This window comes from Mesorhizobium montanum, assembly GCF_033977145.1.
Taxonomy (GTDB): Bacteria; Pseudomonadota; Alphaproteobacteria; order Rhizobiales; family Rhizobiaceae; genus Mesorhizobium; species Mesorhizobium montanum.
Genome location: NZ_JAVIJF010000001.1, coordinates 21,465 through 45,901, shown reverse-complemented (window position 1 = coordinate 45,901; position 24,437 = coordinate 21,465). Strand labels below are relative to the sequence as shown.

Annotated in this window: 20 protein-coding genes; 18 read left to right on the top strand and 2 right to left on the bottom strand. The window is 63.8% G+C overall.

Translation table 11 applies throughout. From position 1 onward, the window contains the following. Nucleotides 1-73: 73 nt before the first annotated feature. The 4 genes from RFM68_RS00225 (at nucleotide 74) to gnd (ending at nucleotide 4,417) form a co-directional block, all read left to right on the top strand. Entirely contained in the window at nucleotides 74-619 is a 546-nt protein-coding gene (locus RFM68_RS00225) for a copper chaperone PCu(A)C (RefSeq protein WP_320230651.1), read from the top strand. A 33-nt stretch (nucleotides 620-652) separates the two neighbouring features. Further along, on the top strand, nucleotides 653-1,171 hold the full coding sequence (locus RFM68_RS00220; RefSeq protein WP_320230650.1) for a YcnI family copper-binding membrane protein: 519 nt from the start codon (nucleotides 653-655) through the stop codon (nucleotides 1,169-1,171). Between the two features lie 53 nt (nucleotides 1,172-1,224). Beyond that, nucleotides 1,225-2,853, top strand: coding sequence for a copper resistance CopC/CopD family protein (locus tag RFM68_RS00215; RefSeq protein WP_320230649.1), 1,629 nt, complete (start codon nucleotides 1,225-1,227; stop codon nucleotides 2,851-2,853). A gap of 136 nt (nucleotides 2,854-2,989) precedes the next feature. Further along, nucleotides 2,990-4,417, top strand: a complete 1,428-nt coding sequence (gene gnd, locus RFM68_RS00210; RefSeq protein ID WP_320230648.1) for an NADP-dependent phosphogluconate dehydrogenase — start codon at nucleotides 2,990-2,992, stop codon at nucleotides 4,415-4,417. Here gnd and RFM68_RS00205 read toward each other — a convergent pair. Next, nucleotides 4,414-5,457, bottom strand: coding sequence for a LacI family DNA-binding transcriptional regulator (locus RFM68_RS00205; protein WP_320230647.1), 1,044 nt, complete (start codon nucleotides 5,455-5,457; stop codon nucleotides 4,414-4,416). The genes gnd and RFM68_RS00205 overlap by 4 nt on opposite strands. Before the next feature lie 385 nt (nucleotides 5,458-5,842). On the opposite strand from RFM68_RS00205, the gene RFM68_RS00200 reads away from it, so the two are divergent. The 8 genes from RFM68_RS00200 to RFM68_RS00165 all read left to right on the top strand — a co-directional run bounded on the left by RFM68_RS00200 (nucleotide 5,843) and on the right by RFM68_RS00165 (nucleotide 13,731). Continuing rightward, entirely contained in the window at nucleotides 5,843-7,081 is a 1,239-nt protein-coding gene (locus tag RFM68_RS00200; RefSeq protein WP_320230646.1) for an ABC transporter substrate-binding protein, read from the top strand. Nucleotides 7,082-7,166: 85 nt separating this feature from the next. Beyond that, nucleotides 7,167-8,060 carry a carbohydrate ABC transporter permease gene (locus RFM68_RS00195; RefSeq protein ID WP_320230645.1) on the top strand — a complete coding sequence of 298 codons (894 nt, stop codon included), beginning with the start codon at nucleotides 7,167-7,169 and terminating at the stop codon, nucleotides 8,058-8,060. Continuing rightward, nucleotides 8,053-8,982 carry a carbohydrate ABC transporter permease gene (locus tag RFM68_RS00190; RefSeq protein ID WP_320230644.1) on the top strand — a complete coding sequence of 310 codons (930 nt, stop codon included), beginning with the start codon at nucleotides 8,053-8,055 and terminating at the stop codon, nucleotides 8,980-8,982. The genes RFM68_RS00195 and RFM68_RS00190 overlap by 8 nt, the downstream gene beginning before the upstream one ends. Nucleotides 8,983-8,984: 2 nt before the next feature. Then, nucleotides 8,985-10,085 carry an ABC transporter ATP-binding protein gene (locus RFM68_RS00185; RefSeq protein ID WP_320230643.1) on the top strand — a complete coding sequence of 367 codons (1,101 nt, stop codon included), beginning with the start codon at nucleotides 8,985-8,987 and terminating at the stop codon, nucleotides 10,083-10,085. Nucleotides 10,086-10,116: 31 nt separating this feature from the next. Beyond that, entirely contained in the window at nucleotides 10,117-10,869 is a 753-nt protein-coding gene (locus tag RFM68_RS00180; protein ID WP_320230642.1) for a sugar phosphate isomerase/epimerase family protein, read from the top strand. 5 nt (nucleotides 10,870-10,874) lie between these two features. Then, nucleotides 10,875-12,017, top strand: coding sequence for a Gfo/Idh/MocA family protein (locus RFM68_RS00175; protein ID WP_320230641.1), 1,143 nt, complete (start codon nucleotides 10,875-10,877; stop codon nucleotides 12,015-12,017). 113 nt (nucleotides 12,018-12,130) lie between these two features. Beyond that, nucleotides 12,131-13,177, top strand: coding sequence for an L-glyceraldehyde 3-phosphate reductase (gene mgrA / locus RFM68_RS00170; RefSeq protein WP_320230639.1), 1,047 nt, complete (start codon nucleotides 12,131-12,133; stop codon nucleotides 13,175-13,177). A gap of 149 nt (nucleotides 13,178-13,326) precedes the next feature. Then, complete coding sequence (locus RFM68_RS00165; RefSeq protein ID WP_041003614.1) at nucleotides 13,327-13,731, top strand: Fur family transcriptional regulator; 405 nt, start codon at nucleotides 13,327-13,329, stop codon at nucleotides 13,729-13,731. 81 nt (nucleotides 13,732-13,812) lie between these two features. Here the strand turns inward: RFM68_RS00165 and polA are convergent, their stop codons facing one another. Further along, on the bottom strand, nucleotides 13,813-16,773 hold the full coding sequence (polA, locus tag RFM68_RS00160) for a DNA polymerase I (protein WP_320230638.1): 2,961 nt from the start codon (nucleotides 16,771-16,773) through the stop codon (nucleotides 13,813-13,815). A 535-nt stretch (nucleotides 16,774-17,308) separates the two neighbouring features. Between polA and RFM68_RS00155 the strand changes: the two genes are divergently transcribed. The 6 genes from RFM68_RS00155 (at nucleotide 17,309) to RFM68_RS00130 (ending at nucleotide 24,409) form a co-directional block, all read left to right on the top strand. Beyond that, nucleotides 17,309-18,694 (top strand): M20/M25/M40 family metallo-hydrolase, encoded by a 1,386-nt coding sequence (locus RFM68_RS00155; RefSeq protein WP_320230637.1) that lies wholly within the window; start codon nucleotides 17,309-17,311, stop codon nucleotides 18,692-18,694. Between the two features lie 147 nt (nucleotides 18,695-18,841). Continuing rightward, complete coding sequence (locus tag RFM68_RS00150; protein ID WP_320230636.1) at nucleotides 18,842-19,465, top strand: ribonuclease D; 624 nt, start codon at nucleotides 18,842-18,844, stop codon at nucleotides 19,463-19,465. A gap of 66 nt (nucleotides 19,466-19,531) precedes the next feature. Further along, the gene (locus tag RFM68_RS00145; protein WP_320230635.1) at nucleotides 19,532-19,735 is read left to right on the top strand and encodes a hypothetical protein; all 204 of its coding nucleotides are present in this window, start codon (nucleotides 19,532-19,534) and stop codon (nucleotides 19,733-19,735) included. Nucleotides 19,736-19,794: 59 nt separating this feature from the next. After that, nucleotides 19,795-19,941, top strand: a complete 147-nt coding sequence (locus tag RFM68_RS00140; protein WP_320230634.1) for a hypothetical protein — start codon at nucleotides 19,795-19,797, stop codon at nucleotides 19,939-19,941. Nucleotides 19,942-19,992: 51 nt separating this feature from the next. Further along, a complete protein-coding gene (locus tag RFM68_RS00135; RefSeq protein ID WP_320230633.1) occupies nucleotides 19,993-21,960 on the top strand; it encodes an acyltransferase family protein in 1,968 nt (655 codons plus the stop codon). A 181-nt stretch (nucleotides 21,961-22,141) separates the two neighbouring features. Next, nucleotides 22,142-24,409: a transglycosylase domain-containing protein gene (locus tag RFM68_RS00130; protein ID WP_320230632.1), complete on the top strand. Its 2,268-nt coding sequence runs from the start codon at nucleotides 22,142-22,144 to the stop codon at nucleotides 24,407-24,409. The last annotated feature ends 28 nt before the right edge of the window (nucleotides 24,410-24,437 follow it).

Sequence of the window (24,437 nt, the reverse complement as noted above, 5' to 3'; positions counted from 1 at the left end):
CGGGCGTATTCATCCAAAGATCAGACTGTTCGCGGCCGCAAAGCGGCGTGATCCTCATATTCATGGAGCAACCATGTCCAATCTTCTTCCCAGGGCACAGGCCTATTCCGGTCGCGCCGCGCCGCCATTCGACCTCCAACACCTTGGCCTTGCCCTATTCGTTCTCTTTCTCCTGCTTGCCTGCGTTCCCGGCGCCCGCGCGCATGAATTCAAGGTCGGCGATCTCGAGATCGAGCATCCCTGGTCGCGGGCAACACCGCCCGGGGCCAAGGTGGCTGGCGGCTATTTCACCGTGATCAACAAGGGCAGCGCGCCGGACCGGCTGCTGTCGATCTCCTCCGATATCTCCGACAAGGCCGAACTGCATGAGATGGGCGTCAAGGACGGCGTCATGATCATGCGGCCGGTCGAGGGCGGGCTGGAGATTCCGGCCGGCGGCAAGGTCGCGCTGAAGCCGGGCGCCTACCATCTGATGTTCACCGGCCTGAAGCGGCAGCCAAAGCAGGGCGAGAAATTCCCCGCGACGCTGACCTTCGAGAAGGCCGGCAGCGTCAAAGTCGAGTTCCTTGTCGAAGGCATGGGCGACACGGACGACATGGACATGGATCACGCTGACTGACGCGCCATCTAGAATCAGAGGGACAATTCATTCATGAAGAACTATCTTTTTGCCACGGGCGCGCTTCTCGCGTTCGGCACGAATGCCGCGTTCGCCCATATCACGCTGGAGATCCAGGAGGCCGCTGTCGGCTCGACCTACAAGGCCGTCCTGCGTGTGCCGCATGGCTGCGAGGGCAAGGCGACGACTGCCGTGCGCGTGCAGATTCCCGAAGGCGTCATTGCGGTGAAGCCGATGCCCAAGCCCGGCTGGACGCTGCAGACCAAGAAGGGCAAGTACGAGAAACCCTATCAGCTCTATGGCGAGACGCTGACAACGGGCGTGAAGGAAGTGGACTGGAGCGGCGGCAACCTGCCCGACGAATTCTATGACGAGTTCGTGTTCCGCGTTTCGCTGGCGGCTGATCTGCCGGCCGGCCAGATGCTTTATTTCCCTGTGGTGCAGGAGTGCGGCGAGGCGACCGATCGCTGGATCGAGATCCCGGCGGCGGGCCAGGATGAAGACGCGTTGGATAATCCGGCGCCCGGCATCAAACTGCTGCCGAAGAAATGATCTCCTGTTGGCGCGCTCCATCGGGGCGCGCCACCATTTCCTGTTACGACGACATGAGCACAGTGCAGTCTTCCTCGACGATCCGCACGCATACCGGCCTGCTCGCCTGGCTGTTCGCGGCGCTCATGGCGCTGGCGGTGCTGGCCGTCCCCGGCCGCGCTTTCGCGCATGCGGCCCTTGTCGCGACCGACCCGGCCGACGGCGCCGTGCTGATGCAAGGTCCCGCGCAATTTTCGCTGACCTTCAGCGAGCCGGTCTCGCCGCTGGTTCTGACGCTTGTGCGGCCCGACGGGTCGCAGCTTGCGCTCACATCCTTCCGCCTCAAGGACCTTACGGTCGAGATCGACAATCCCGAAACGCTCAAATCCGGCACGCATGTGCTGAGCTGGCGGGTGGTATCGGTCGACGGCCATCCGGTCGGCGGTTCGGCACTTTTTTCCATAGGCGCGCCAAGTGCCGCGCCGGTGGCGGGCGAAACCGTCGACTGGACGCTTCGCACGGCGATCTGGGCGGCCAAGCTGCTTCTCTATGCCGGCCTTTTTCTCGGCGTCGGCGGCGCGTTCGCGCTCGCCTGGCTGGCCGGGGATCGGCGCCGCGGCCAGCGCTTTGTCGCCGCGGCACTGCTTTTCGGCCTCGTCGGGGCGCCGGTGTCGCTCGGCCTCCAGGGGCTGGACGGGCTTGGCGCGCCGCTCGCCCGGTTCGCGGCGCCGACGGTCTGGAAGACCGCGCTGGCGACGAGCTTCGTCTGGACGGTGCTGATCGGCCTGATCGCGCTTGGCCTCGCTCTATTGTCGCTTGCCGGACCGTCGGGTCTTCGCAAGCTGCCGGCAAGTGCAGCACTGCTCGGCGTCGGCGCCGCTCTTGCCGCGAGCGGTCACGCCAGCGCCGCCGAACCGCAATGGCTGACGCGGCCTCTGGTGTTTATGCACGGCACGGCAATCGCCTTCTGGGCCGGCTCGCTGGCGCCGCTCGGTCTTGCATTGCGGCAGCAGCCGGCCGAAGCACGCGCGTTCCTCGGCCGGTTTTCGCGCGTGATCCTGCCAGTCGTCGCCGTGCTTGCCGCAAGCGGCATCGTGCTGGCAATCATCCAGGTGCGGGAACCGGCGGCACTGATCCACACGGCCTATGGCCGCCTGCTGCTGCTCAAGCTGGCTCTGCTGCTCTTCCTGTTCACGCTTGCCGCGGTCAACCGCTGGACGCTGACAGCGCCCGCCGAGGCCGGCGATACCGAGGTGCAGCGGCGACTGGTGCGCTCGATCGGCATCGAGATGCTGATCGTGCTCGCCATCTTCGGCGTCGCCGCCGGATGGCGCTTCACCCCGCCTCCGCGCGCGCTGGCCATCGCCGCCGCGCAGCCGGTGTCGATCCACATCCACACGCTGAAGGCGATGGCCGATCTCAGCATCACGCCCGGCCATGCCGGCGAGGTCGCCGCCTCGATGGTGATCATGACCGGCGATTTCGGACCGCTGGACGCCAAGGCGGTAACGCTGGTGCTGTCGAAGCCGGATTCCGGCATCGAGCCGATCAAGCGGCCGGCGAGAAAACCCGGCGATGGTACCTGGCGTGTCGACAATCTCGTCATCCCACTGCCCGGCCGCTGGAACGCCAGGCTCGATATTCTCGTCTCGGATTTCGAGATGGTGAAGATCGAAGCCCCAATAGAGGTTCGCTCCGAGTAGCCTGACCATCTCTCAATGACACAATTCGGCGAGGCGGTTGACGCCGTCGCGAAGGCCCGTCATTCATCTTGGGAAGAAATGGGCCAAGTTTCAAAACGCGGCCGTCAACAAAAGATCCGAAAGCAGGGAGGAAACGATGGAAAAAGCCGAAATCGGCCTGATCGGCCTTGGCACGATGGGCTCCAACCTGGCGCTTAACATCGCCGAGCACGGGCACCGCATCGCCGTCTTCAACCGCACCTCCTCCCGCACCGACGCCTTCGTCGAAAGCGCCGGTCCGCTGAAGGACATGGTTGTGCCGTGCTACAGCCTCGAAGAACTCGCCGCGGCTATCCGGCCGCCGCGGCCGATCATCATCATGGTGCTGGCCGGCAAGCCGGTCGACGAGCAGATCGCGGCGTTGCGCGGCGTGCTCTCCGACAACGACATCGTCATCGATGCCGGCAACGCCAATTTCCGCGACACGATGCGCCGCTTCTCGGAGCTGTCCGGCTCGGGCCTGACCTTCATCGGCATGGGTGTGTCGGGTGGCGAGGAAGGCGCGCGCCACGGGCCGTCGATCATGGTCGGCGGCACGGAGGACTCCTGGAAGCGCGTCGAGAACGTGCTGACGGCGATCTCGGCCAAGTTCAGGGACGAGCCTTGCGCCGCCTGGCTCGGCACCGACGGCGCTGGCCATTTCGTCAAGACCATCCACAACGGCATCGAATATGCCGACATGCAGATGATCGCCGAGATCTACGGCATCCTGCGTGACGGTCTCGGCATGGAGCCCAAGGAGATCGGTAAGGTCTTCGAGAGCTGGAACAAGGGCCGGCTCAACTCCTACCTGATCGAGATCACCGCCAAGGTGCTGGCTGCCGACGATCCCAAGACCGGCAAGCCGGTGGTCGACATCATCCTCGACCGCGCCGGCCAGAAGGGCACCGGCAAATGGTCGGTCATTGAGGCACAGCAGCTCGGCATACCGGCGACGGCGATCGAGGCAGCGGTCGCGGCACGCGTGCTGTCCTCGATCAAGGATGAGCGGCAGGCGGCCGAAAAGGCCTATGGCAATATCGGTGTCGAAAGGATCTCCGGCGACAAGGCCGCGCTGCTCAAGGATCTGGAGCTGGCATTGTTTGCCGGCAAGATCGCGGCTTACGCGCAAGGCTTCGCCGTGATGAGCGGCGCCTCCAAGGAATTCAACTGGAACCTGCCGATGCCGACCATCGCCAAGATCTGGCGCGCCGGCTGCATCATCCGCTCGCAGATGCTGGACACGATGGCCGAGGCCTTTGGGTCGGGTGGCGCTTCGACCAATCTTTTGATGGCGCCGGCCTTCATCGCCATGATGAAGGAGGCGCATCCGTCGCTGCGGCACATCGTGGCCAGGGCCTCCGAGGCCGGCTCGCCGGTGCCGGCCCTGTCGTCGGCGCTTGCCTATTTCGACAGCTACCGCCAGGGCCGCGGCACGTCGAACCTGATCCAGGCGCAGCGCGACTTCTTCGGCGCGCATGGCTTCGAGCGCACCGGCGAGCAGGGCGCGTTCCACGGCCCCTGGGGCAGTGGTGCGGGGCACTAACCCCGATAAGGCAGCACCTCGCTCGGCGTGCTGAGCGACTGCAGCGAACCTGGGTCGGCGCCGCCGATCCAGCCGAGCACGGCGCGGGCGAGCTCGGAGCCCGCCAGCCGGAAGTTTTCGTTGACGACGAGCAATTCCCGCCGGAACAGATGCAGCAGCTCGGACGATTGTTTCGATACGACGTCGACGTCGCGGCCGAGCTTCAGCCCGGCGTCCTCAATGCCGGCGACGACGGCGAGTGTCGCGGCGGCGGAGCTGCTGACGATGCCGTCCGGACGGTTGTCGCGCCGCATCAGCTGCGCGGTGCGCATCCTTATCTGCTCGATCGTGTGGTCGATCGAGACGGTGTTGAACGGCACCTCGCTGGCGCCGACGTCGCTCAGCGCGTCGGCAAAGCCGTTCACCGTATGGCCGTAGTAGGTGAGGCCGACCGGGGGCGTCACAAGGGCAAGCCGGTTGCGGCCCTTGCCGGCGAGAGAGCGGACGGCTTCACCGGCAAAGGCGTAATTGTCGAAGTCGTGATAGGGATGCACCAGCCCCATGTCGGTGCGGCCATGCGTGGCAAACGGAATGCCGCGCTCCAGCATGTAGCGGGCCCGCGGATCGTTGGGCTGCGTGCGTGAAATGATGACGCCATCGGCGGAGCCCGTCTCCACAAGGTAGCGAACCGGGTCCAGCGGATCCTGCGAGCGCGAATAGGGTGTGACGATCAGGTGGTAGGGCGTGTCGGCGATGACCTCGGTGACGCCGTAGATGATGTCCGAGACGAAGCTCATGATCTCATGCTCGGTGTTCAGCACAAGTGAGATGACGTTGGTCTTGCCTGTTCTCAGCCTGACGCCGGCGCGGTTCGGGCGATAGCCGATCTGCTTGGCGACGAGCTGGACGCGGCGCCTGGTCTCGGCACCGATCTCCGGCGCGTCCTTAAGCGCGCGTGACACCGTCGTGACGCCGAGACCGGTCATGAAGGCAAGCGTCTTCAGCGTCGGCCGCTCCGTGCCCGACGTGTCGTCGTCCTTCTTCGTTACCCGTCTATCCATTCGTCCCGCCCGTCAGGCGCATAGCAGCCGCGGGGCTGACCGGCAATCGTGCGGCGTTTACATTTGCGCGATCCTTAGCCTGCGGCCTGTCCAATATACTGAAACGTTACAGATTGCCAATATTCGTGAGTGACCAGCAAGGCTGCGACCTTTGCATTGCGGGAGTGGAAATGAACCGAAAGTCGCTGGAATCACAAAGAAATGTCGATCCAGGGCCTGCTTTTGGCATCAATCGACCGCTGAGACGCTGACACTGCCGCCTCCGAAGAAAGATTTTGTTCGCGTTCCGAAAAATCTCGGTCGACCTGGAGTCGAGGGGTTGCCTATGCGGATTATTTGCCGTATCGAAAATCTGTAACGTTTCAGATTCTGGGAGGAAGCCGAAATGCGATACAAATTCCTGACCGCTGCTTTTGCCGCGACGGTCGCACTCAACTTCGCCGGTCCGGCGGCCGCGACCGACCTGGAAGTCACCCACTGGTGGACTTCAGGCGGCGAGGCGGCGGCGGTGGCCGAGCTAGCCAAGGCATTCGACGCGACCGGCAATCATTGGGTCGACGGCGCCATCGCCGGCTCCGGCGGCACGGCGCGGCCGATCATGATCAGCCGCATCACCGGCGGCGATCCGATGGGCGCCACCCAGTTCAACCACGGCCGGCAGGCGGAGGAGCTCGTCCAGGCCGGGCTGATGCGCGACCTCACAGATATCGCGACCAAGGGCAAATGGACGGAAGTGGTGCGGCCGAAGAGCTTGCTCGACTCGTGCACCATCGACGGCAAGATCTATTGCGTGCCGGTCAATATCCATTCCTGGCAGTGGCTGTGGCTGTCGAACGAGGCTTTCCAGAAGGCCGGCCTGGCTGTCCCGAAAGATTGGAATGAATTCGTCGCGGATGCGCCGGCGCTGGAAAAAGCCGGCATCATCCCGCTCGCCGTCGGCGGGCAGCCCTGGCAGTCCTCCGGCGCTTTCGACGTGCTGCTCGCCGCGGTCGGCGGCACCGACGCCTTCCTCAAGGTCTACAAGGACAAGGACGCCAAGTTTGCCGCCGGTCCCGAGGTCGCCAAGGTGTTCAAGGCAGCCGACGACGCCCGCAAGATGGCCAAGAACACCAATGTCCAGGACTGGAACCAGGCGACCAATCTGGTCATCACCGGCAAGGCCGGCGGCCAGATCATGGGCGACTGGGCGCAGGGCGAATTCCAGGTCGCCGGCAAGACCGCCGGCAAGGACTACACCTGCCTGCCCGGGCTCGGCCTGAACGAGGTCATCGCCACCGGCGGCGACGCCTTCTACTTCCCGCTGCTCAAGGATGCCGATAAGTCCAAGGCCCAGGAGGTGTTGGCCGAGACCTTGCTCGCTCCGAAGACGCAGGTCGCCTTCAACCTCAAGAAGGGCTCGCTGCCGGTGCGCGGCGACGTCGACCTCAACACGGCGAACGACTGCATGAAGAAAGGCCTCGCCATCCTCGCCAAGGGCGCGGTCATCCCGTGGACGGACCAACTGCTCTCGCAAGACAGCCAGAAGCAGAAGGAGGACCTGTTCTCCGAATTCTTCGCCAAGCCCGACATGACGCTCGAAGAGGCGCAGAAGCGCTTCGCCGACATCATCGGCTCGGCCGACTGATCCACGGCGCCCCCGCCAGCTCCTGGCCCCTGCCTATCCGGGGTCGGGAGCACGACGTCCTCATTGTCCCAGTCCGGCTGCCGAGATGAGCAACAGCGAACGCCCCAGCCAGATTTTCCGTAACCTCAACGCGAAAATCGCATCGATCCCGATGATCCTGACCGCGCTTGTGGTTTTCGTCGGCGGCACGGCGTGGACGGTGCTCTATTCCTTCACCAACTCGAAGCTGCTGCCGCGGCTCAATTTCGTCGGGCTCGACCAGTACCACCGGCTCTGGTCGACATCGCGCTGGCTGGTTTCGATCGAGAACCTTTTGATCTACGGCGCGATCTCGCTGGTGTTCTCGCTGGTCATAGGCTTCCTGCTTGCCGCTCTTCTCGACCAGAAGATCCGCTTCGAGGACACGTTCCGCACCATCTTCCTTTATCCGTTCGCGCTGTCCTTCATCGTCACCGGACTTGTGTGGCAGTGGCTGCTCAATCCGGATTTCGGCGTCCAGCGCGTGGTGCGCGACCTCGGCTGGACGAGCTTCAGCTTCGACCCGCTCTACAATTCCAGCATCGTCATCTACGGCATTTCGATCGCGGCGCTCTGGCAAGGCACGGGGCTGATCATGTGCCTGATGCTCGCCGGCCTGCGCGGCATCGACGAAGACATCTGGAAGGCCGCGCGGGTGGACGGCATTCCGATGTGGAAGACGTATCTCTTCATCGTCATCCCGATGATGCGGCCGGTCTTCATTACCACGCTGGTGATCATCGCCGCAGGGATCGTCAAGGTCTACGACCTGGTCGTGGCGCAGACCAGTGGAGGCCCCGGCATCGCCTCCGAAGTGCCGGCGAAATATGTCTACGACTACATGTTCTTCGCCCAGAATCTCGGCCAGGGTTTCGCCGCCTCGACTATGATGCTGCTGTCGGTGGTGGTCGTCATCGTGCCGTGGGCTTATCTTGAATTCGGAGGCGGCAAGCGTGGTTGACGTCGCCTCCCTGCCGATCGGCGCCCAAGCGCTGCGCGATGCTGCCGGCCCGAGCGGGCCGAAGCCGCGGCGCGTGCTGTCGCGCCGCAATATCTTTCTCTACGGCACCCTTGTCGTCGTGGCGCTCTATTATCTTTTGCCGCTCTACGTGATGATCGTCACGTCGCTGAAAGGCATGCCGGAGATCCGCCTCGGCAACATCTTTTCGCCGCCGGTGGAGATCACCTTCGAGCCCTGGGTGAAAGCCTGGGCGACCGCCTGCACCGGGCTCAATTGCGACGGGCTTTCGCGCGGTTTCTGGAATTCGGTGCGCATCACCGTGCCGTCGGTGATCCTGTCGATCGCGATCGCCTCGGTGAACGGCTATGCTTTGGCCAACTGGCGCTTCAAGGGCGCCGACACCTTCTTCATCATCCTGATCGTCGGCGCCTTCATCCCCTACCAGGTGATGATCTATCCGATCGTCATCATCCTGCGCGAGATCGGCATCTACGGAACGCTGACCGGCCTGGTGATCGTCCATTCGATCTTCGGCATGCCGATCCTGACGCTGCTCTTCCGCAACTATTTCACATCGATGCCGGAGGAGCTGTTCCGCGCCGCGCGTGTCGACGGCGCCGGCTTCTGGAGCATTTATCTGCGCATCATGCTGCCGATGTCGCTGCCGATCTTCGTCGTCGCCATCATCCTGCAGGTGACCGGCATCTGGAACGACTTCCTGTTCGGCGTGGTCTACACGCGCCCCGACACCTATCCGATGACGGTGCAGCTCAACAACATCGTCAACTCGGTGCAGGGCGTGAAGGAATACAACGTCAACATGGCCGCCACCATCCTGACCGGCCTCGTTCCGCTCATCGTCTACTTCATTTCAGGCAAGCTCTTCGTGCGCGGCATCGCCGCCGGCGCGGTGAAAGGATGATGATGGCAGCTGAAATCGCCAATCCCAGCGTTTCGATCCAGGACCTGTCGCTCAATTTCGGCGCCGTCTCAGTGCTGCAGACGCTCAATCTGGATGTCGCCAACGGCGAGTTCATCGTGCTGCTCGGGCCGTCGGGCTGCGGCAAGTCGACCTTGCTCAACTGCATCGCCGGCCTGCTCGACATTTCGGACGGCCGCATCTTCATCAAGAGCAAGAACGTCACCTGGGAAGAGCCGAAGGACCGCGGCATCGGCATGGTGTTCCAGTCCTACGCGCTCTATCCGCAGATGACGGTCGAGAGGAACCTTTCCTTCGGCCTGCGCGTCGCCGGCGTGCCGAAGGACGAGATCGCCAAACGCATCGCGCGCGCCGCCGAGATCCTGCAGATCGAGCCGCTGTTGCAGCGCAAACCCTCGGCGCTTTCCGGCGGCCAGCGCCAGCGCGTGGCGATCGGGCGCGCGCTGGTGCGCGACGTCGATGTCTTCCTGTTCGACGAGCCGCTCTCCAACCTCGACGCCAAGCTGCGTTCGGAACTGCGCGTCGAGATCAAGCTGCTGCACCGTAGGCTCAAGAACACCATGATCTATGTCACTCACGATCAGATCGAGGCGATGACGCTGGCAGATCGCATCGCGGTGATGAAGGGCGGAGTGATCCAGCAACTCGACGCGCCGCAGACCATCTACAACCGCCCCGTCAATCGCTTCGTTGCCGGTTTCCTCGGCTCGCCGGCGATGAATTTCATCGACGGCAAGTTGGTAAAGGACAGCGGCGACTGGCACTTTGCCGTCGAGGATTTGCGCATCCCGCTTGCAACCTATGCCTTCGAGAAGGAGCCTGTGCCGGGGCCCGCGGTCTTCGGCATCCGGCCCGAGCATGTCGCCTTCAACAGCGGCACGGGCTGGCCCTTCGCCGCGACGGCCAATGTCGAGGTCGTGGAGCCGATGGGTTCCGACACGCTCGTTTGGCTGAAACTCGGCCAGCAGAACTTCACCGTACGCGTCACCTCCGAACGCACGCCGAAGAACGGGGATACGGTCGGCATCGGCTTCGATCCGTTGCGCGCCTCGCTCTTCGACGCTCAAACCGGCAACCGTCTTTAACCTCCCAAGACCAACAGAACGGACAGGACAGATGAACTGGTCATTCCAACTCTACAGCGCGCGCAATTTCCAGCCATGGAACGGCGTGGTCAAAATGCTCGGCGAACTCGGCTACAGCCAGGTCGAAGGCTTTGGTGGCGTCTATGACGACCCGAAAGCCTTCCGCGCCGAGCTCGACAAGAACGGGCTTGCCATGCCGACCGGGCATTTCTCGATCGATGCGCTGGAAAATGATTTCGACGGCGTGCGCAAGATCGCCGACGCGCTGGGCATCACGCTCTTGATCTGCCCCTATCTGATGCCCGATGCGCGGCCGTCCGACGCCGCCGGCTGGCGCGGCTTCGGCGAGCGTCTCGCCAAGGTAGGCGAGACCGCCAAGAAGGCCGGCTACAGCTTTGCCTGGCACAACCATGATGTCGAGTTCAAGGCGCTTGCCGACGGCTCGCTGCCGCAGGACCATATTCTCTCAGCCGCGCCGGACATCGGCTGGGAAATGGACGTCGCCTGGGTGGTGCGCGGCGGCGCCGATCCGCTGCCCTGGATCGAGAAGCACGGCAAGCGCATTGCGTCGGTTCACGTCAAGGACATAGCCAAGCCCGGCGAAGGGCTTGACGAGGACGGCTGGTCGGATGTCGGCCATGGCACGATCGACTGGGCGGGCCTGTTCAAGACATTGCGCGCCAAGAGTTCGGCGCAGTATTTCATCATGGAGCAGGACAACCCGAACGACATCGAGCGTTATGCCCGGCGTTCGATCGCGGCAGCCAAGAGCTGGCAGGAGTAATCGAAATGGCAAAGAAGCTTGGCGTCGGCGTCATCGGCTGCGGCAACATTTCGAAGGCGTATTTCTCGCTGGCGCCGCTGTTTCGCGGCATCAAGATGCGGGCCTGCGCGGATCTCAACATGGATGCCGCGAAGGCGCGGGCAAAGGAGTTCAAGCTGCGCGCGGAGACGGTTGACGACCTGCTCAAGGACGACGAAATCGACATCGTCGTCAACCTGACGATCCCGGCGGTGCACTACGAGGTGTCGAAAGCGGTGCTCGACGCCGGCAAGCATGTCTATTCGGAAAAGCCGTTCGTGTTGTCGATCGAGGAAGGACTTGATCTCAAGAAACGGGCCGAGAAGAAAGGGCTGCGTATCGGGTCGGCGCCGGACACTTTTTTCGGGGGCGCGCATCAGCTGGTGCGCGAGCTGATCGACAGCGGCAAGCTCGGCGCGATCACCAGCGGCACTTGCCATGTGATGGGCCACGGCATGGAGCACTGGCACCCCAATCCGGACTTCTTCTTCCAGCCGGGCGCCGGACCGGTGCTCGACATCGGGCCGTATTATGTCACCAACCTGATCCAGCTGATCGGGCCGGTGAAGCAGGTGGCGGCTTTCGCGACGACGCCGGCGAAGGAACGGACGATCTCGTCGAAACCTCGGGCGGGCGAAAAGATCCCGGTGAACACGCCGACCACCATCCACGCGCTGCTGGAGTTCGCGAACGGCGCGGTGATCACACTCAACACCTCCTGGGACGTCTGGAGCCATGGCCACGCGCCGATGGAGCTCTATGGCGAATTGGGTACCGTCTTCGTCCCGGACCCGAATTTCTTCGGCGGCGATGTGCGCTTCACCGACAGCGCCAAGCCGGTTAAGAAGCTGCCCAAGTGGAACCATCCGTTCGGCGTGCTGAACGAAATGCATGGCCAAGGCATGATGGCGAACTACCGTACAGCTGGCCTTGCCGACATGGCCGTTGCCATAACCGAGGGGCGGCCGCACCGTTGCTCCATGGAGCTGGCGCTGCATGCGGTCGATGTGATGACCGGCATCCTGCGTTCGGGCGAAAGCGGCAAATATGTCGCCATGCAGACGACCTGTGAACGGCCGGCCGCGCTTGGCATCAAGGCCGCGAAGGCGCTGCTGGCCAAGAAAAACTAGGTGGCAACACCCCTCTCCCCGTTTCGACGGGGAGAGGGTAAGGATGAGGGGCAAGCATCGATTCAATTTCTCTATGCGGCGACCGCTGCGCCGCCCCGATCCCGAGGATTCACATGTCCTATGTCGCCGCCGAGAGCCGTTATGAGAAAATGATCTACAACCGCTGCGGACGGTCCGGCCTGAAGTTGCCGGCGATCTCGCTCGGGCTGTGGCACAATTTCGGCAACGACACGCCGCACAGGACCAAGCAGGCGATCGTGCGCAAGGCCTTCGACCTCGGCATCACGCATTTCGATCTCGCCAACAATTACGGCCCGCCGCCCGGCTCGGCCGAGACCGCGTTCGGCGAGATCATGCGCACCGATTTCGCCGCCTATCGCGACGAGATGATCATCTCGACCAAAGCGGGCTACGAGATGTGGGCCGGTCCCTACGGCGAATGGGGCAGTCGCAAATATGTGCTGGCCAGCCTCGACCAGAGCCTGAAGCGGATGGGGCTCGACTATGTCGACATCTTCTATTCGCACCGCTTCGATCCCGAGACGCCGCTGGAAGAGACGATGGGTGCGCTCGACCATGCCGTGCGCTCCGGCAAGGCGCTCTATGCCGGCATCTCGTCCTACAACTCGCAGCGCACGCGCGAGGCCGCCGACATATTGAGGCGGCTCGGCACGCCCTGCCTCATTCATCAGCCGAGCTATTCGATGCTCAACCGCTGGGTCGAGGATGACGGGCTGCTCGACACGCTGGAAGGGCTGGGCATCGGCTCGATCGTGTTCTCGCCGCTGGCGCAAGGCATGCTGACCGACAAATATCTCGGCGGCATTCCCGAGGGCAGCCGCGCCAGCCAGGGCAAGTCGCTGCGGCCGGCCTTCATCAACGACCAGTCGATCGCCAATATCAGGGCGCTCAACGCCATTGCCGGCCGCCGCGGCCAGACGCTGGCGCAGATGGCGCTGGCCTGGGTGCTGCGCAAGGGCAGGGTAACCACGGCGCTGATCGGCGCCAGCCGGCCGGAACAGGTCGAGGATTGCGTCGGCGCGCTCAAGGCGCCCGACTTCAGCGATGCCGAACTTGCCGAAATCGACAGCTACGCGCGCGAGTCCGACATCAACCTGTGGGCCGCTTCCGCGGAGCGCAAAGGGCCGCCGCGCAAGTAGCGCTTAGCCGGCGAACCATCGTCGCGCCGCGCGCGCAGCCATCACGCGCTGCGGAAACAGTGGCAAAATCACGCGTTCGTCGCTATCTCAGGGGAAATTGAAGTTCTTTGCATGCGCGGTCGCATGCGAGCGTCGATCGGGCGAACAAGATGACGGCTAGGGATGCGCTGACCAAGAACCAGCTCTGCGTGCTCGAGAAGCTCGAGGCGTCAAGCGGGCCGCTCAGCGCCTATACGCTGCTCGACCAGTTGCGCGAGCGCGGTTTCCGCGCGCCGTTGCAGGTCTATCGCGCGCTCGATACGCTGGTGAAGTCCGGTTTCGTGCATAGGCTTGAAAGCCTCAACTCCTTCGTCGCCTGCGCCGAACCGCACGATCACAGCCATTCGATGACCGCATTCGCCATCTGCGACAATTGCGGCCAGGTAACCGAGATGTCCGATCACGATGTCGACCATCGCCTCGACGAGTGGGTACGCTCGACGGGCTTTGCCGCGAAGAAGGCGGTGATCGAGTTTCGCGGTGTGTGCGCGAAGTGCAGGGCTGAGGCAGCTTAAGGCCTTCTTCGTCCTCCTCGGGTCTTCGCCGCGTCGCCTCGCTCCTTGCTCCGCCCGTGGAGAACGAACGAACGTGAGGCGTCAGTGCGCCTCGTCCCAATTGTTCGCAGCACGCGCGTCGACATGCAGCGGCACCGACATCGAGACCGCCGGCATCGGCGCGTTTTCCATCACGCGCCGCACCACCGGGATCGTGGCCTCCACCTCCGCTTCCACCGTTTCGAAGATCAGCTCGTCATGCACCTGCAACAGCATGCGGGCCGACAGCTTCGCCTTGTCCAGCGCTTCCTCCATATGCACCATGGCGCGGCGGATGATGTCGGCGGCGGTGCCCTGCAGCCTGGCGTTGATCGAGGCGCGCTCGTTGAAGGCGCGGATCGACGGGTTGGACGACCTTATCTCCGGATAGTGGATGCGGCGGCCGAAGATGGTCTCGACGAAGCCGTTTTCGCGCGCATAGGCCTTGGTTTCCTCGATATAGTCGCGGATGCCCGGGAAGCGCTCGAAATACCGCTTGATGTAGGCACCGGCCTCGTCGCGCGGGATCGACAACTGGTTGGCGAGGCCGAAGGCCGAGATGCCGTAGATGATGCCGAAATTGATCGCCTTGGCGCGGCGGCGCACTTCCGAAGGCATGCCTTCGACCGGCACGTTGAACATTTCCGACGCGGTGATGGCGTGGATGTCGGCGCCGTCGGCAAAGGCCTGCTTGAGCTGCGGGATCTCGGCGACATGGGCAAGCACGCGCAGCTCGATCTGGCTGTAGTCGGCCGAGACCAGCTTGTGGCCCTTTTCGGCGATGAAGGCGGTCCTGATCCTGCGGCCTTCGGCCGTGCGCACGGGAATGTTCTGCAAATTGGGATCGGAGGACGACAGCCGACCGGTCGTGGTTGCGGCGAGCGCATATGAGGTATGCACGCGATTGGTGCCGGGATTGATGAAGCCGGGCAGCGCGTCGGTGTAGGTCGATTTCAGCTTGGTGAGCTGGCGCCAGTCGACGATCTTGCGCGGCAGCTCGTGGCCTTCGGCGGCAAGGTCCTCCAGAAGCTGCGCCGAAGTCGACCATTGTCCGGTCTTGGTCTTGGAGCCGCCAGGCAGGCCCATCTTGCCGAACAGGATGTCGCCGAGCTGTTTGGGCGAGCCGATGTTGATGCGCTCGCCGACGATGCCGTAGATTTCTTCCTCGACGCGGGCGGCGCCCTGCGCCAGCTCGCCCGACAGCCGGGACAGGATCTGGCGGTCGACGGAGATGCCGCGCTGCTCCATGCGGGCAAGCACGGGCACCAGCGGCCTTTCCAGCCGCTCATAGACGGAAACCAGCCCCTTGGCGGCCAGCCTCGGCTTCAGCACCTGCCAGAGCTGCAGCGCAATGTCGGCCTGTTCGGCTGCGTAGGCGGTCGCGCGCTCGATATCGACCTGGTCGAAGCCGACGGCGCTCCTGCCCGAGCCGGCAAGCGCCTTTTTCACAGCCGGCGCGTGGCCCAGCCACTTCTCCGACAGCGAGGCGAGGTCATGACCGCCGGAGGTGCCCGCATCGAGCACGTAGGAGATCAGCATCGTGTCGTCGAACGGCGCGACGTCGATGCCGTGCCGGCTCATCACGACGATGTCGTATTTCGTGTCCTGCACGATCTTCAGGACCGACCGGTCCTCGAGCAGCGGCTTGAGCAGCGCCAGCACTTCGCGGACCGAGATCTGGTTGTCCAGCACGCCGCCGCCGAGCAGGTCGCCATTGCCGCTCTTGTGGACGAGCGGCACATAGACGGCGCGGCCCGGCGCGATCGCCATGGAAAGGCCGATCAGATCGGCCTGCATCGGGTCGGACGAGGTGGTCTCGGCGTCGAATGCGAGGATGCCGGCATCGCGAGCTTCGGCAATCCAGCCCTTGAGCGCGGCCGCATCGCGAATGGCGCTATAGGCCGAAGGGTCGATCCTGCGAGCGGCCGCCTGCTCCAAGCGCAGGGCAGAGAGCAGGGAAGGGGTGTCGCCTTGCGGCGGCGCGTCCTCGCCCCTTGTGGTTGGCTTCGCCGCGTCGTTTTGCGTGGGCGTGGCCTGCCTTGGCACGGGCGGCGCGCCGGCGCCGACATCGGGGCCGTGCGCGGAATCGGCCCGCTCGACGGTAACGGCGGAAGCCTGGACGTCGCCGATCTCGGTCGCGGTCGCCTCGGCGACGCGGCGGGTCAGCGTGGTGAATTCCATCGTCTTGAGGAAGCCGATCAGCTTCGGCCCGTCCGGCTCATGCAGGACCAGGTCGTCCAACCCCTCTTTCAGCGGCACGTCGTTCTTCAGCGTCACCAGCTCGCGCGAGATGCGCGCCTTGTCGGCATTGGCGATGATGGTCTCGCGCCGCTTGTCCTGCTTGATCTCACCGGCGCGCGCCAGGAGCCCGTCGAGGTCGCCGAACTGTTCCAGCAATTGCGCCGCGGTCTTCGGGCCGATGCCGGGCACGCCCGGCACATTGTCGACCGAGTCGCCGGTCAGCGCCTGCAGGTCGATCATCTTTTCGGGCGGCACGCCCCATTTCTCGATCACTTCGGGGATGCTGATCCGGCGATCCTTCATAGGATCGTACATACGGACCGTCGGGCCAACGAGTTGCATCAGGTCCTTGTCGGATGAGACGATGGTGGTGTCGGCACCAACCTCGCAGGCGAGCCGGCAATAGGTGGCGATGATGTCGTCGGCCTCGAAGCCTTCTGTCTCGATGCAGGGCAGATTGAAGGCCACGGTCGCCTGGCGGATCAGCCCGAATTGCGGGATCAGGTCCTCCGGTGGCGCCGAGCGGTTGGCCTTGTATTCGGGATAGAGATCGCTGCGGAAGGTTTTCGAGGAATAGTCGAAGATAACGGCGAAATGCGTCGGCGCAATGCCCACACTGGTATTGCGGGCGTCCTGCACGAGCTTCCACACCATGTTGCAGAAGCCGAGCACGGCGCTGGTCGGCAGACCGTCGGATTTGCGGTTGAGCGGCGGCAGCGCGTGATAGGCGCGGAAAATGTAACCGGAGCCGTCGACAAGAAAGAGATGATCGCCTTTTTTCATGCCGGCAGGGATAGCGCGGCCAGGCGCCGCGGTCCATGCCAAAGGCTGCGCGACCCACGGGTTCCAGCAACGCCCCTGACAGATCCTCCCGTTCAAGCGCGTCGCGCTGAAAGGGATTCAGGCGACACGATCAGCCTATGTTTCCGATGCATGGCGGTTTCTCGAACCGCTGCACGGTTTGGGCGACACGCGTTAGAATCCGACCGCTCACGGGTATGTTACAAAAGTGTAATTATCGTGCCCTTGAATCGCCATGTTCGGGGACCCAAATAGCTGTTATCGGCAGTTTTCGCCGAAGTCCGGAGTAAGGCCCGTCCCCCGCCTATCCCGGGCAATTGCGGCAGCCTATCCCCCCTCTCCGGGCTGCCGCATCGTTTCGAGTAAAGACCGCCGTGGTTCCCCCTCCACCACGGCGGTTCTTTTTTTGCCCTGCAGCCTACGTATTACCGACGGCAGAACTCGTGGTCCAACGATCACGGCTTTGCGTTTTTTGCTCGTGCCTTTAGGGTCTGGCCAGAATCGAAAGGCTGAAAAAATGTCCAGAATTTCCCCCGTCCTCGACCGTCTCGACCAGAATCTCGACCAGAGCCTGGAGCGGCTTTTCGGCCTGCTCGGCATCAGGTCGATCTCCACCGATCCGGCCTTTGCCGCCGACTGCCGCAAGGGAGCCGAATGGCTGGTCGCAGAGCTCAAGCTGGTCGGCTTCGACGCCAGTCTGCGCGACACTCCCGGACATCCGATGGTCGTGGCGCATCACGAGGGGCCGGCCGGCGCGCCGCATGTGCTGTTCTACGGCCATTACGACGTGCAGCCCGTCGATCCGATCGAACTATGGGAGAGCGATCCCTTCGCGCCGTCGATCAAGGAGATCGAGCCTGGACGCAAGGTAATCACCGGTCGCGGCTCGGCCGACGACAAGGGGCAGTTGATGACCTTCGTCGAGGCCTGCCGCGCCTGGAAGCAGGTGCATGGCAATCTGCCTTGCCGCGTCACCATCCTGTTCGAAGGCGAAGAGGAATCCGGTTCGCCGTCGCTGAAGCCGTTCCTGGAAGCGAACGCCGCCGAGCTGAGGGCCGATTTCGCGCTTGTCTGCGATACCGGCATGTGGGATCGCGAAACGCCGTCGATCTGCGTGTCGCTGCGCGGCATGGTCGGCGAGGAAGTCACCGTCAAGGCGGCCAGCCGCGACCTGCATTCGGGACTCTATGGCGGCGCCGCCGCCAACCCGATCCGCATCCTGGCCGGGATCCTGGCCGACATCCATGACAAGGGTGGCCGGGTCACCATTCCAGGGTTCTATGACGGCGTCGAGGAGACGCCTTCGCAAGTGCTGAAGTCCTGGGAAGGGCTCGGCGAGACCGCCGAGACCTTCCTCGGACCGGTCGGCCTCTCCATTCCGGCCGGCGAGAAGGGCCGCTCGGTGCTCGAACTCACCTGGGCGCGACCGACGGCGGAATTCAACGGCATCATCGGCGGCTATACCGGCAAAGGTTTCAAGACGGTGATCGCGGCGGAGGCGTCGGCGAAAGTGTCGTTCCGGCTCGTTCACAAGCAGGATCCAAAGAAGGTCCGCGCCGCCTTCCAGGCCTTCGTGCGCGAACGCATCCCCGGCGACTGCTCGGTCGAGTTCCATCCGCATGGCGGCTCGCCGGCGATCCAGCTTTCTTACGACTCGCCGTTCCTGACCAAGGCAAAGGACGCACTGTCCGACGAATGGGCGAAACAGGCCGTTACCACCGGCGGCGGCGGCTCCATTCCCGTGGTCGGTGATTTCCAGACCTATCTCGGCATGGAATCGCTGCTGGTCGGCTTCGGCCTCGACGACGACCGCATCCATTCGCCGAACGAGAAATACGAGTTGACCTCCTTCCATAAGGGGCAGCGGTCCTGGGCGCGCATTCTCGATGCACTGACCCGCTGAGGCGCGGTTTCACGAAAGACGTGACATTCAACTTTTTGTTGATTTTTCTCCGGATCGCGGCGAGGACGGGCTTTCTAGTGCATGTGCAGCGTCCTTTGGCCATCCCACGGGATGCGCGGCGCTGCAGGCCGCGATCCGGAGAAGAGAATGACCGCCGATATCCGCTTCCACAAGAACGATCTGCCAGACCTCGCCCGCTACAATGTCGGGGCGGTGGCCATCGACACGGAAACGCTGGGCTTGAACCCGCATCGCGACCGGCTGTGCGTGGTGCAGATCTCGCCTGGAGACGGCAGCGCCGACGTTATCCAGATCGCGCTGGGCCAAAAGGAGGCGCCCAACCTCGTCAGCCTTCTCAGGAACGACGCCGTAATGAAGTTGTTTCACTACGGCCGTTTCGACATCGCCGTGCTCTATAATGCCTTCGGCGTCATGGCAGAGCCGGTGTTCTGTACCAAGATCGCCTCGCGGCTCACCCGCACCTATACCGACCGGCATGGGCTGAAGGATCTGTGCAACGAGTTGCTCGGCATCGGCCTGTCCAAGGCGCAGCAGTCCTCGGACTGGGCGGCGGAAACGCTGTCGCCCGAACAGCTCGAATATGCCGCCTCCGATGTGCTTTACCTGCACCGTCTGCGCGAGGTGCTGGCGGCACGCCTGGCGCGCGAAAACCGCACCAAGGAGGCGGACGCCTGCTTCCGTTTCCTGCCGACGCGCGCCAAGCTCGACCTGATGGGCTGGGCCGAGGAAGACATCTTCGCGCACAGCTGACGGAACCGGCGCGTCCAAGGGCGTTCTTGCCGGTTCGTGGTGGGGACCGGTTCATGGAGGAGTGAGATGGCAGAGCGCAAACCGATCGAAAGCGCGCCGAAGGACGGCTCGAAGGTCACCATTATGTGGAAGGACGGCGACGGCGTCGTCAATGAATCCGTCGGTCAGTATCGCGACGGCGGCTGGTGGGTCTACACCGACAGCGACACGCAAAAGAAGGTCGATCCGACGAGCTGGCGTCCGGCACCCGATGACGATGACGACCAGTAAGCGATTGCTCCTGGTAGTTTCAAAGCGGGCGTGAGACTCGGCCGCAACAAGGAGGCGCAATGAGGCAGAACACGCTCTATCTCATCATCGGGGCGCTGATCGTGGTGGTCATCGCGCTCGGCATCTATGTCTATCGCGAGCAGACCAAGCCGAAAGGCGTCGAGCTCAAGATCGACAACAAGGGTATTTCGATCCAGCAGAATTGACCATAGCGGCCAGCCGGGACAGGTTGGCGCTTGTGAGGGGCTAGACTGGCTTTGCGAGATGCGACTGCGCCGGGGGAATTTCGGCCGGAAATACAGGGACTGCGCGGGCTCGCCGTGGCTTTTGTGGTGATCTTCCATATCTGGCCGGCAGCACTTCCCGGCGGCTATGTCGGCGTTGATATCTTCTTCGTCATATCCGGCTTTCTCATCACCGGCCTGCTCACCCGCATGGCGCTCAACGACGGCGGCATCTCGGTTGTCGGCTTTTACACGCGCCGGGTCAGGCGGCTGCTGCCGGCGGCTATCGTCGTGCTCTTCGTCACGCTCGCGGGAACGCTGCTGTTTGTGTCGGACGCATGGTGGGAAGAAACCGCCAAGCAGGTGATGGCAAGCGCGCTCTACGTGCAGAACTGGCGGCTTGCCGAGCAGGCCGTGGACTACCTCGGCGCCGAGGACGCGCCGAGCCCGGTGCAACACTTCTGGTCGCTGTCGATCGAGGAGCAGTTCTACATCGTCTGGCCGTTGCTGATGATCGCGGCGCTCTGGTGGGCCCGGTGTCGCGGGCACTCGCCGGTGCAAATGCTCACCTTTGTGCTCGGCGTTGTCCTGGCAGCCTCGCTCGCGGCTTCCGTCGTTGTCACCCGATCCGATCCGGCATGGGCCTATTTCGTCAGCTACACGCGGATCTGGGAGCTGGCTCTTGGCGGGCTCCTGGCGCTGACCCTCGATCGGTTGCAGCCGAACGGGCGTGCGCGGACGGCGATGGCTGTCGCCGGCATGTTGGCGATGCTTGCGTCGGCGATCCTGTTTTCAAGGTCGACCGATTTTCCAGGCTTCAAGGCGCTGCTGCCGACGCTCGGCGCGGCCTTGATCATTGCGGCCGGCAGCATACGCATCGGCCGCTTCCGCGGCCTGGATGCCGCCGCGCTGCGCTATATCGGCGATCGCTCCTATTCGATCTACCTGTGGCATTGGCCACTGATCATATTCTATGTGGCGCGGCGAGGCACGATCGGCCTGGTCGATGGCGTTGCGCTGATCATCGCCACCCTGGTCGTCTCCGGTCTCTCCTATCGCTTCGTCGAACAGCCCTATCGCCATTCGCGTTCATCCTTGGCATGGCGGCCGCTGATCGACGGCACGGCGGCGGTAGGGCTGTGCGTGGCGGCGGCCGGCGGACTGGTCTATGCGATCGACCGGCAGCCCATCGACGTCAGCCTGATTGGAACGCCGAATTATCCGGGGCCGGCGGCCTTGGTGGCGAACGCCGCAGTCCCCGAGGGCGTCAAGCCACTGCCTCCCCTTAGCAAGATCGGCGCCGACGTACCCGTCATCTACCGGATGAAATGTCATCAGGAGCAGGGGGGCATCGACGCGACCGGTTGCCGGCTTGGGGATCCGGCGGGGACGAGGACCATTGTCGTGATGGGCGATTCCCACGCGGCGCAATGGGTACCGGCAGTCGACAAAATCGCCAAAGACAGGAAGTGGAAGCTCGTCACCTTCACCAAGGCGGCATGCCCGGTAACCCGGGTTGCCATCCTTGACGACAGCAAGCCGTATGAGCAATGCGCGCTATGGCGCGAGAGGGTTCTCGCTGCAATCGCGAAATTGAAGCCCGATTTCGTTGTCACCAGCCAGAGCAACTACACCAGCATTGCGCAGGATGCGATGATCGAGGGGTTACGCAGCGTCTGGAGCGAGCTCGCCGGCGAGGGTGCGCGCGTCGTCGCCATCCGCAACACGCCCTATAGCCTGTTCGATCCACGCAATTGCCTGGGAACCGATCCGGGTAATTGCATCAATCCGCGCAGCAAGGTCGAACGGGGAGACATCTACGCGCTCGCCGCTCGGTCCATGACGGGGGTGACCGTGGTCGACATGAACGATACGCTATGCGGCAAGGACAGCTGCCCGGCGGTGGTCGGCAACATCGTAGTCCTGCGCGACAACCATCACCTGACGGCAACCTACGCGCTGGCGCTGGCGCCCTATTTGGCAAAAGCGGCGGGTCTTTGAACGCTATCCGCTTGCAAGTTTAGCCGAACTGACCCCGAACGATGCTGGCGAGACAGCGGGATTTAGAAAATCATAATGGTTTTCAAAGCTCCGCATAAACCTTGCTTTAACGCGCCTTTAAACCGCCGCATCTAGTCTTCAACCCAAACGCCATAGGCACCGGGGCAACAAGCAAGAGCGCATGGCGAACCGCAGAGACAGTCGCATCGAACCGAGCTTCGAGGGTTCGCCGGGCGCGAAGTCCTCCGATGGCTTTTCGGTGAGCGAGGAGGATCGCGTCGTGCCGCGCACCCGTAAATCCGCTGCAAAAGGCAAGTCCGCCAAGGCGAAATCGCGCGGTCGTGGCCGGGACCGCAACCGGCGCGGGCTGCTCGGCATTGCCACCCGCCTGGTCTACTGGTGCTTCGTGCTGTGCATATGGGGCGGCATCGCGGTGGCCGGCATCGTCGTCTATTACGGCGCCAAGATGCCGGCGGCGACCACATGGTCGATCCCCGACCGCGCGCCCAACATCAAGATCGTCTCGGTCGATGGCGGGCTGATCGCCAATCGCGGCATGTCCGGTGGCGAGGCTGTCGGCCTGCACGAAATGTCGCCCTATATCCCTGAGGCCGTCGTCGCCATCGAGGACCGCCGCTTTTATTCGCATTTCGGCATCGACCCGATCGGCCTGTCGCGCGCCATGGTCACCAACCTCATCGGCCGCCATTTCTCGCAGGGCGGCTCGACGCTGACGCAGCAGCTGGCAAAGAACCTGTTCCTGACGCCGGACCGCACCCTGGAGCGCAAGGTGCAGGAAGTGCTGCTCGCGCTCTGGCTCGAGCACAAGCACACCAAGGACCAGATCCTCGAAATGTACCTCAACCGGGTCTATTTCGGCTCGGGCGCCTATGGCGTGGAGGCGGCTTCGCGGCGCTATTTCGGCAAGAGCGCTCGCGACGTGTCCCTTTCGGAGGCAGCACTCCTGGCCGGTCTGCTCAAGGCGCCGTCCAGGCTTTCGCCGGCGCGCGACCCGAAGGCGGCCGAGGAGCGGGCGCAGCTCGTGCTGGCCGCCATGCGCGAGGAAGGCAAGATCAGCGACAAGGAATACAAGACGGCGCTGAGCGCGCCGGCGACGCGCGCGCCGTCCTATTGGACCGGTTCCGAAAATTATGTCGCCGATACGGTGATGGACGAGCTTCCCGACCTCATCGGCGACGTGCGCGGCGACATCGTCATCAACACCACCGTCGACCTCAACCTGCAGAAGCTTGCCGAACAGTCGATCCGCCGGCTGATCGACGAGAGCGGCAAGAAGCTCAACGTCACGCAAGGGGCGCTGGTGTCGATCGACGATTCCGGCGCGGTGCGCGCCATGGTCGGCGGCTATGATTATTCGACCAGCCAGTTCGACCGCGCCTCGGAAGCGCGCCGGCAGCCCGGCTCGGCCTTCAAGCCCTTCGTCTACATGGCGGCACTCGAGGCCGGCCGCACGCCGGACAGCCTGCGCAACGACGCGCCGATCAAGATCGGCAAATGGACGCCCGACAATTACGGCGGCAAATATTACGGCAAGGTCACGCTGGCGACGGCACTGGCCAAATCGCTCAACTCGGTGGCGGCACAGCTCACCATGGAGGTCGGACCCGACGCCGTGGTGGAAGCCGCGCATCGCATGGGCATCCAGTCGGACCTGCAGGCCAACACCTCGATCGCGCTCGGCACTTCGGAAGTGACGCCGCTGGAATTGACCTCGGCCTACGTGCCTTTCGCCAATGGCGGCTACAAGCCGGATATCCACTTCATCCAGCGCATCACCACGGCGGCCGGCAAGGTGCTCTACGAGAACAATGGCGGCAGCGCGCCGCGCGTCATCAAGGCCGACATCGTCGGCATGATGAACTCGATGATGACGGGCACGGTCGAGGTCGGCACCGCCAAGAAGGCGGCCTTCAACTGGCCCTCGGCCGGCAAGACCGGCACCAGTCAGAACTCGCGCGACGCCTGGTTCGTCGGCTATACCGCCAATCTCACCACGGGCGTGTGGTTCGGCAATGACGACGGCAGCGCGATGAAGAAGGTCACCGGCGGCGCCTTGCCGGCGCAGGCCTGGCACGAGTTCATGGTGGCGGCGCATGAAGGCGTGCCGGTCAGGCCGTTGCCCGGCACCTGGAAGTCGACGCCGTCCGATACGATCGTACCGGACGAGATACCGTCGGCGGACGCTTCGCAGCCACCGCCCGCGCCGCCCGCGGCCGTCGGCCAGTCACAGCCTGTTGCCCAGGCGCCGGCGCCGGCGCGTCCGGTGCGGACCGCACAGCCGGCCGAAACCGTCGATGCCGGCGGCTTCGACATGCCGAGCGACAGCGGATCGACCGCCTCGATCAAGCATCCGGTGCCGCCCGGCAATGTCGGCGGTCCCACCAAAAAGCGGCAAACCTCGATCCTCGACATCCTGGGCGGCGGCTAAGGCGCGTCGCGATGAAACCGATTCAGGC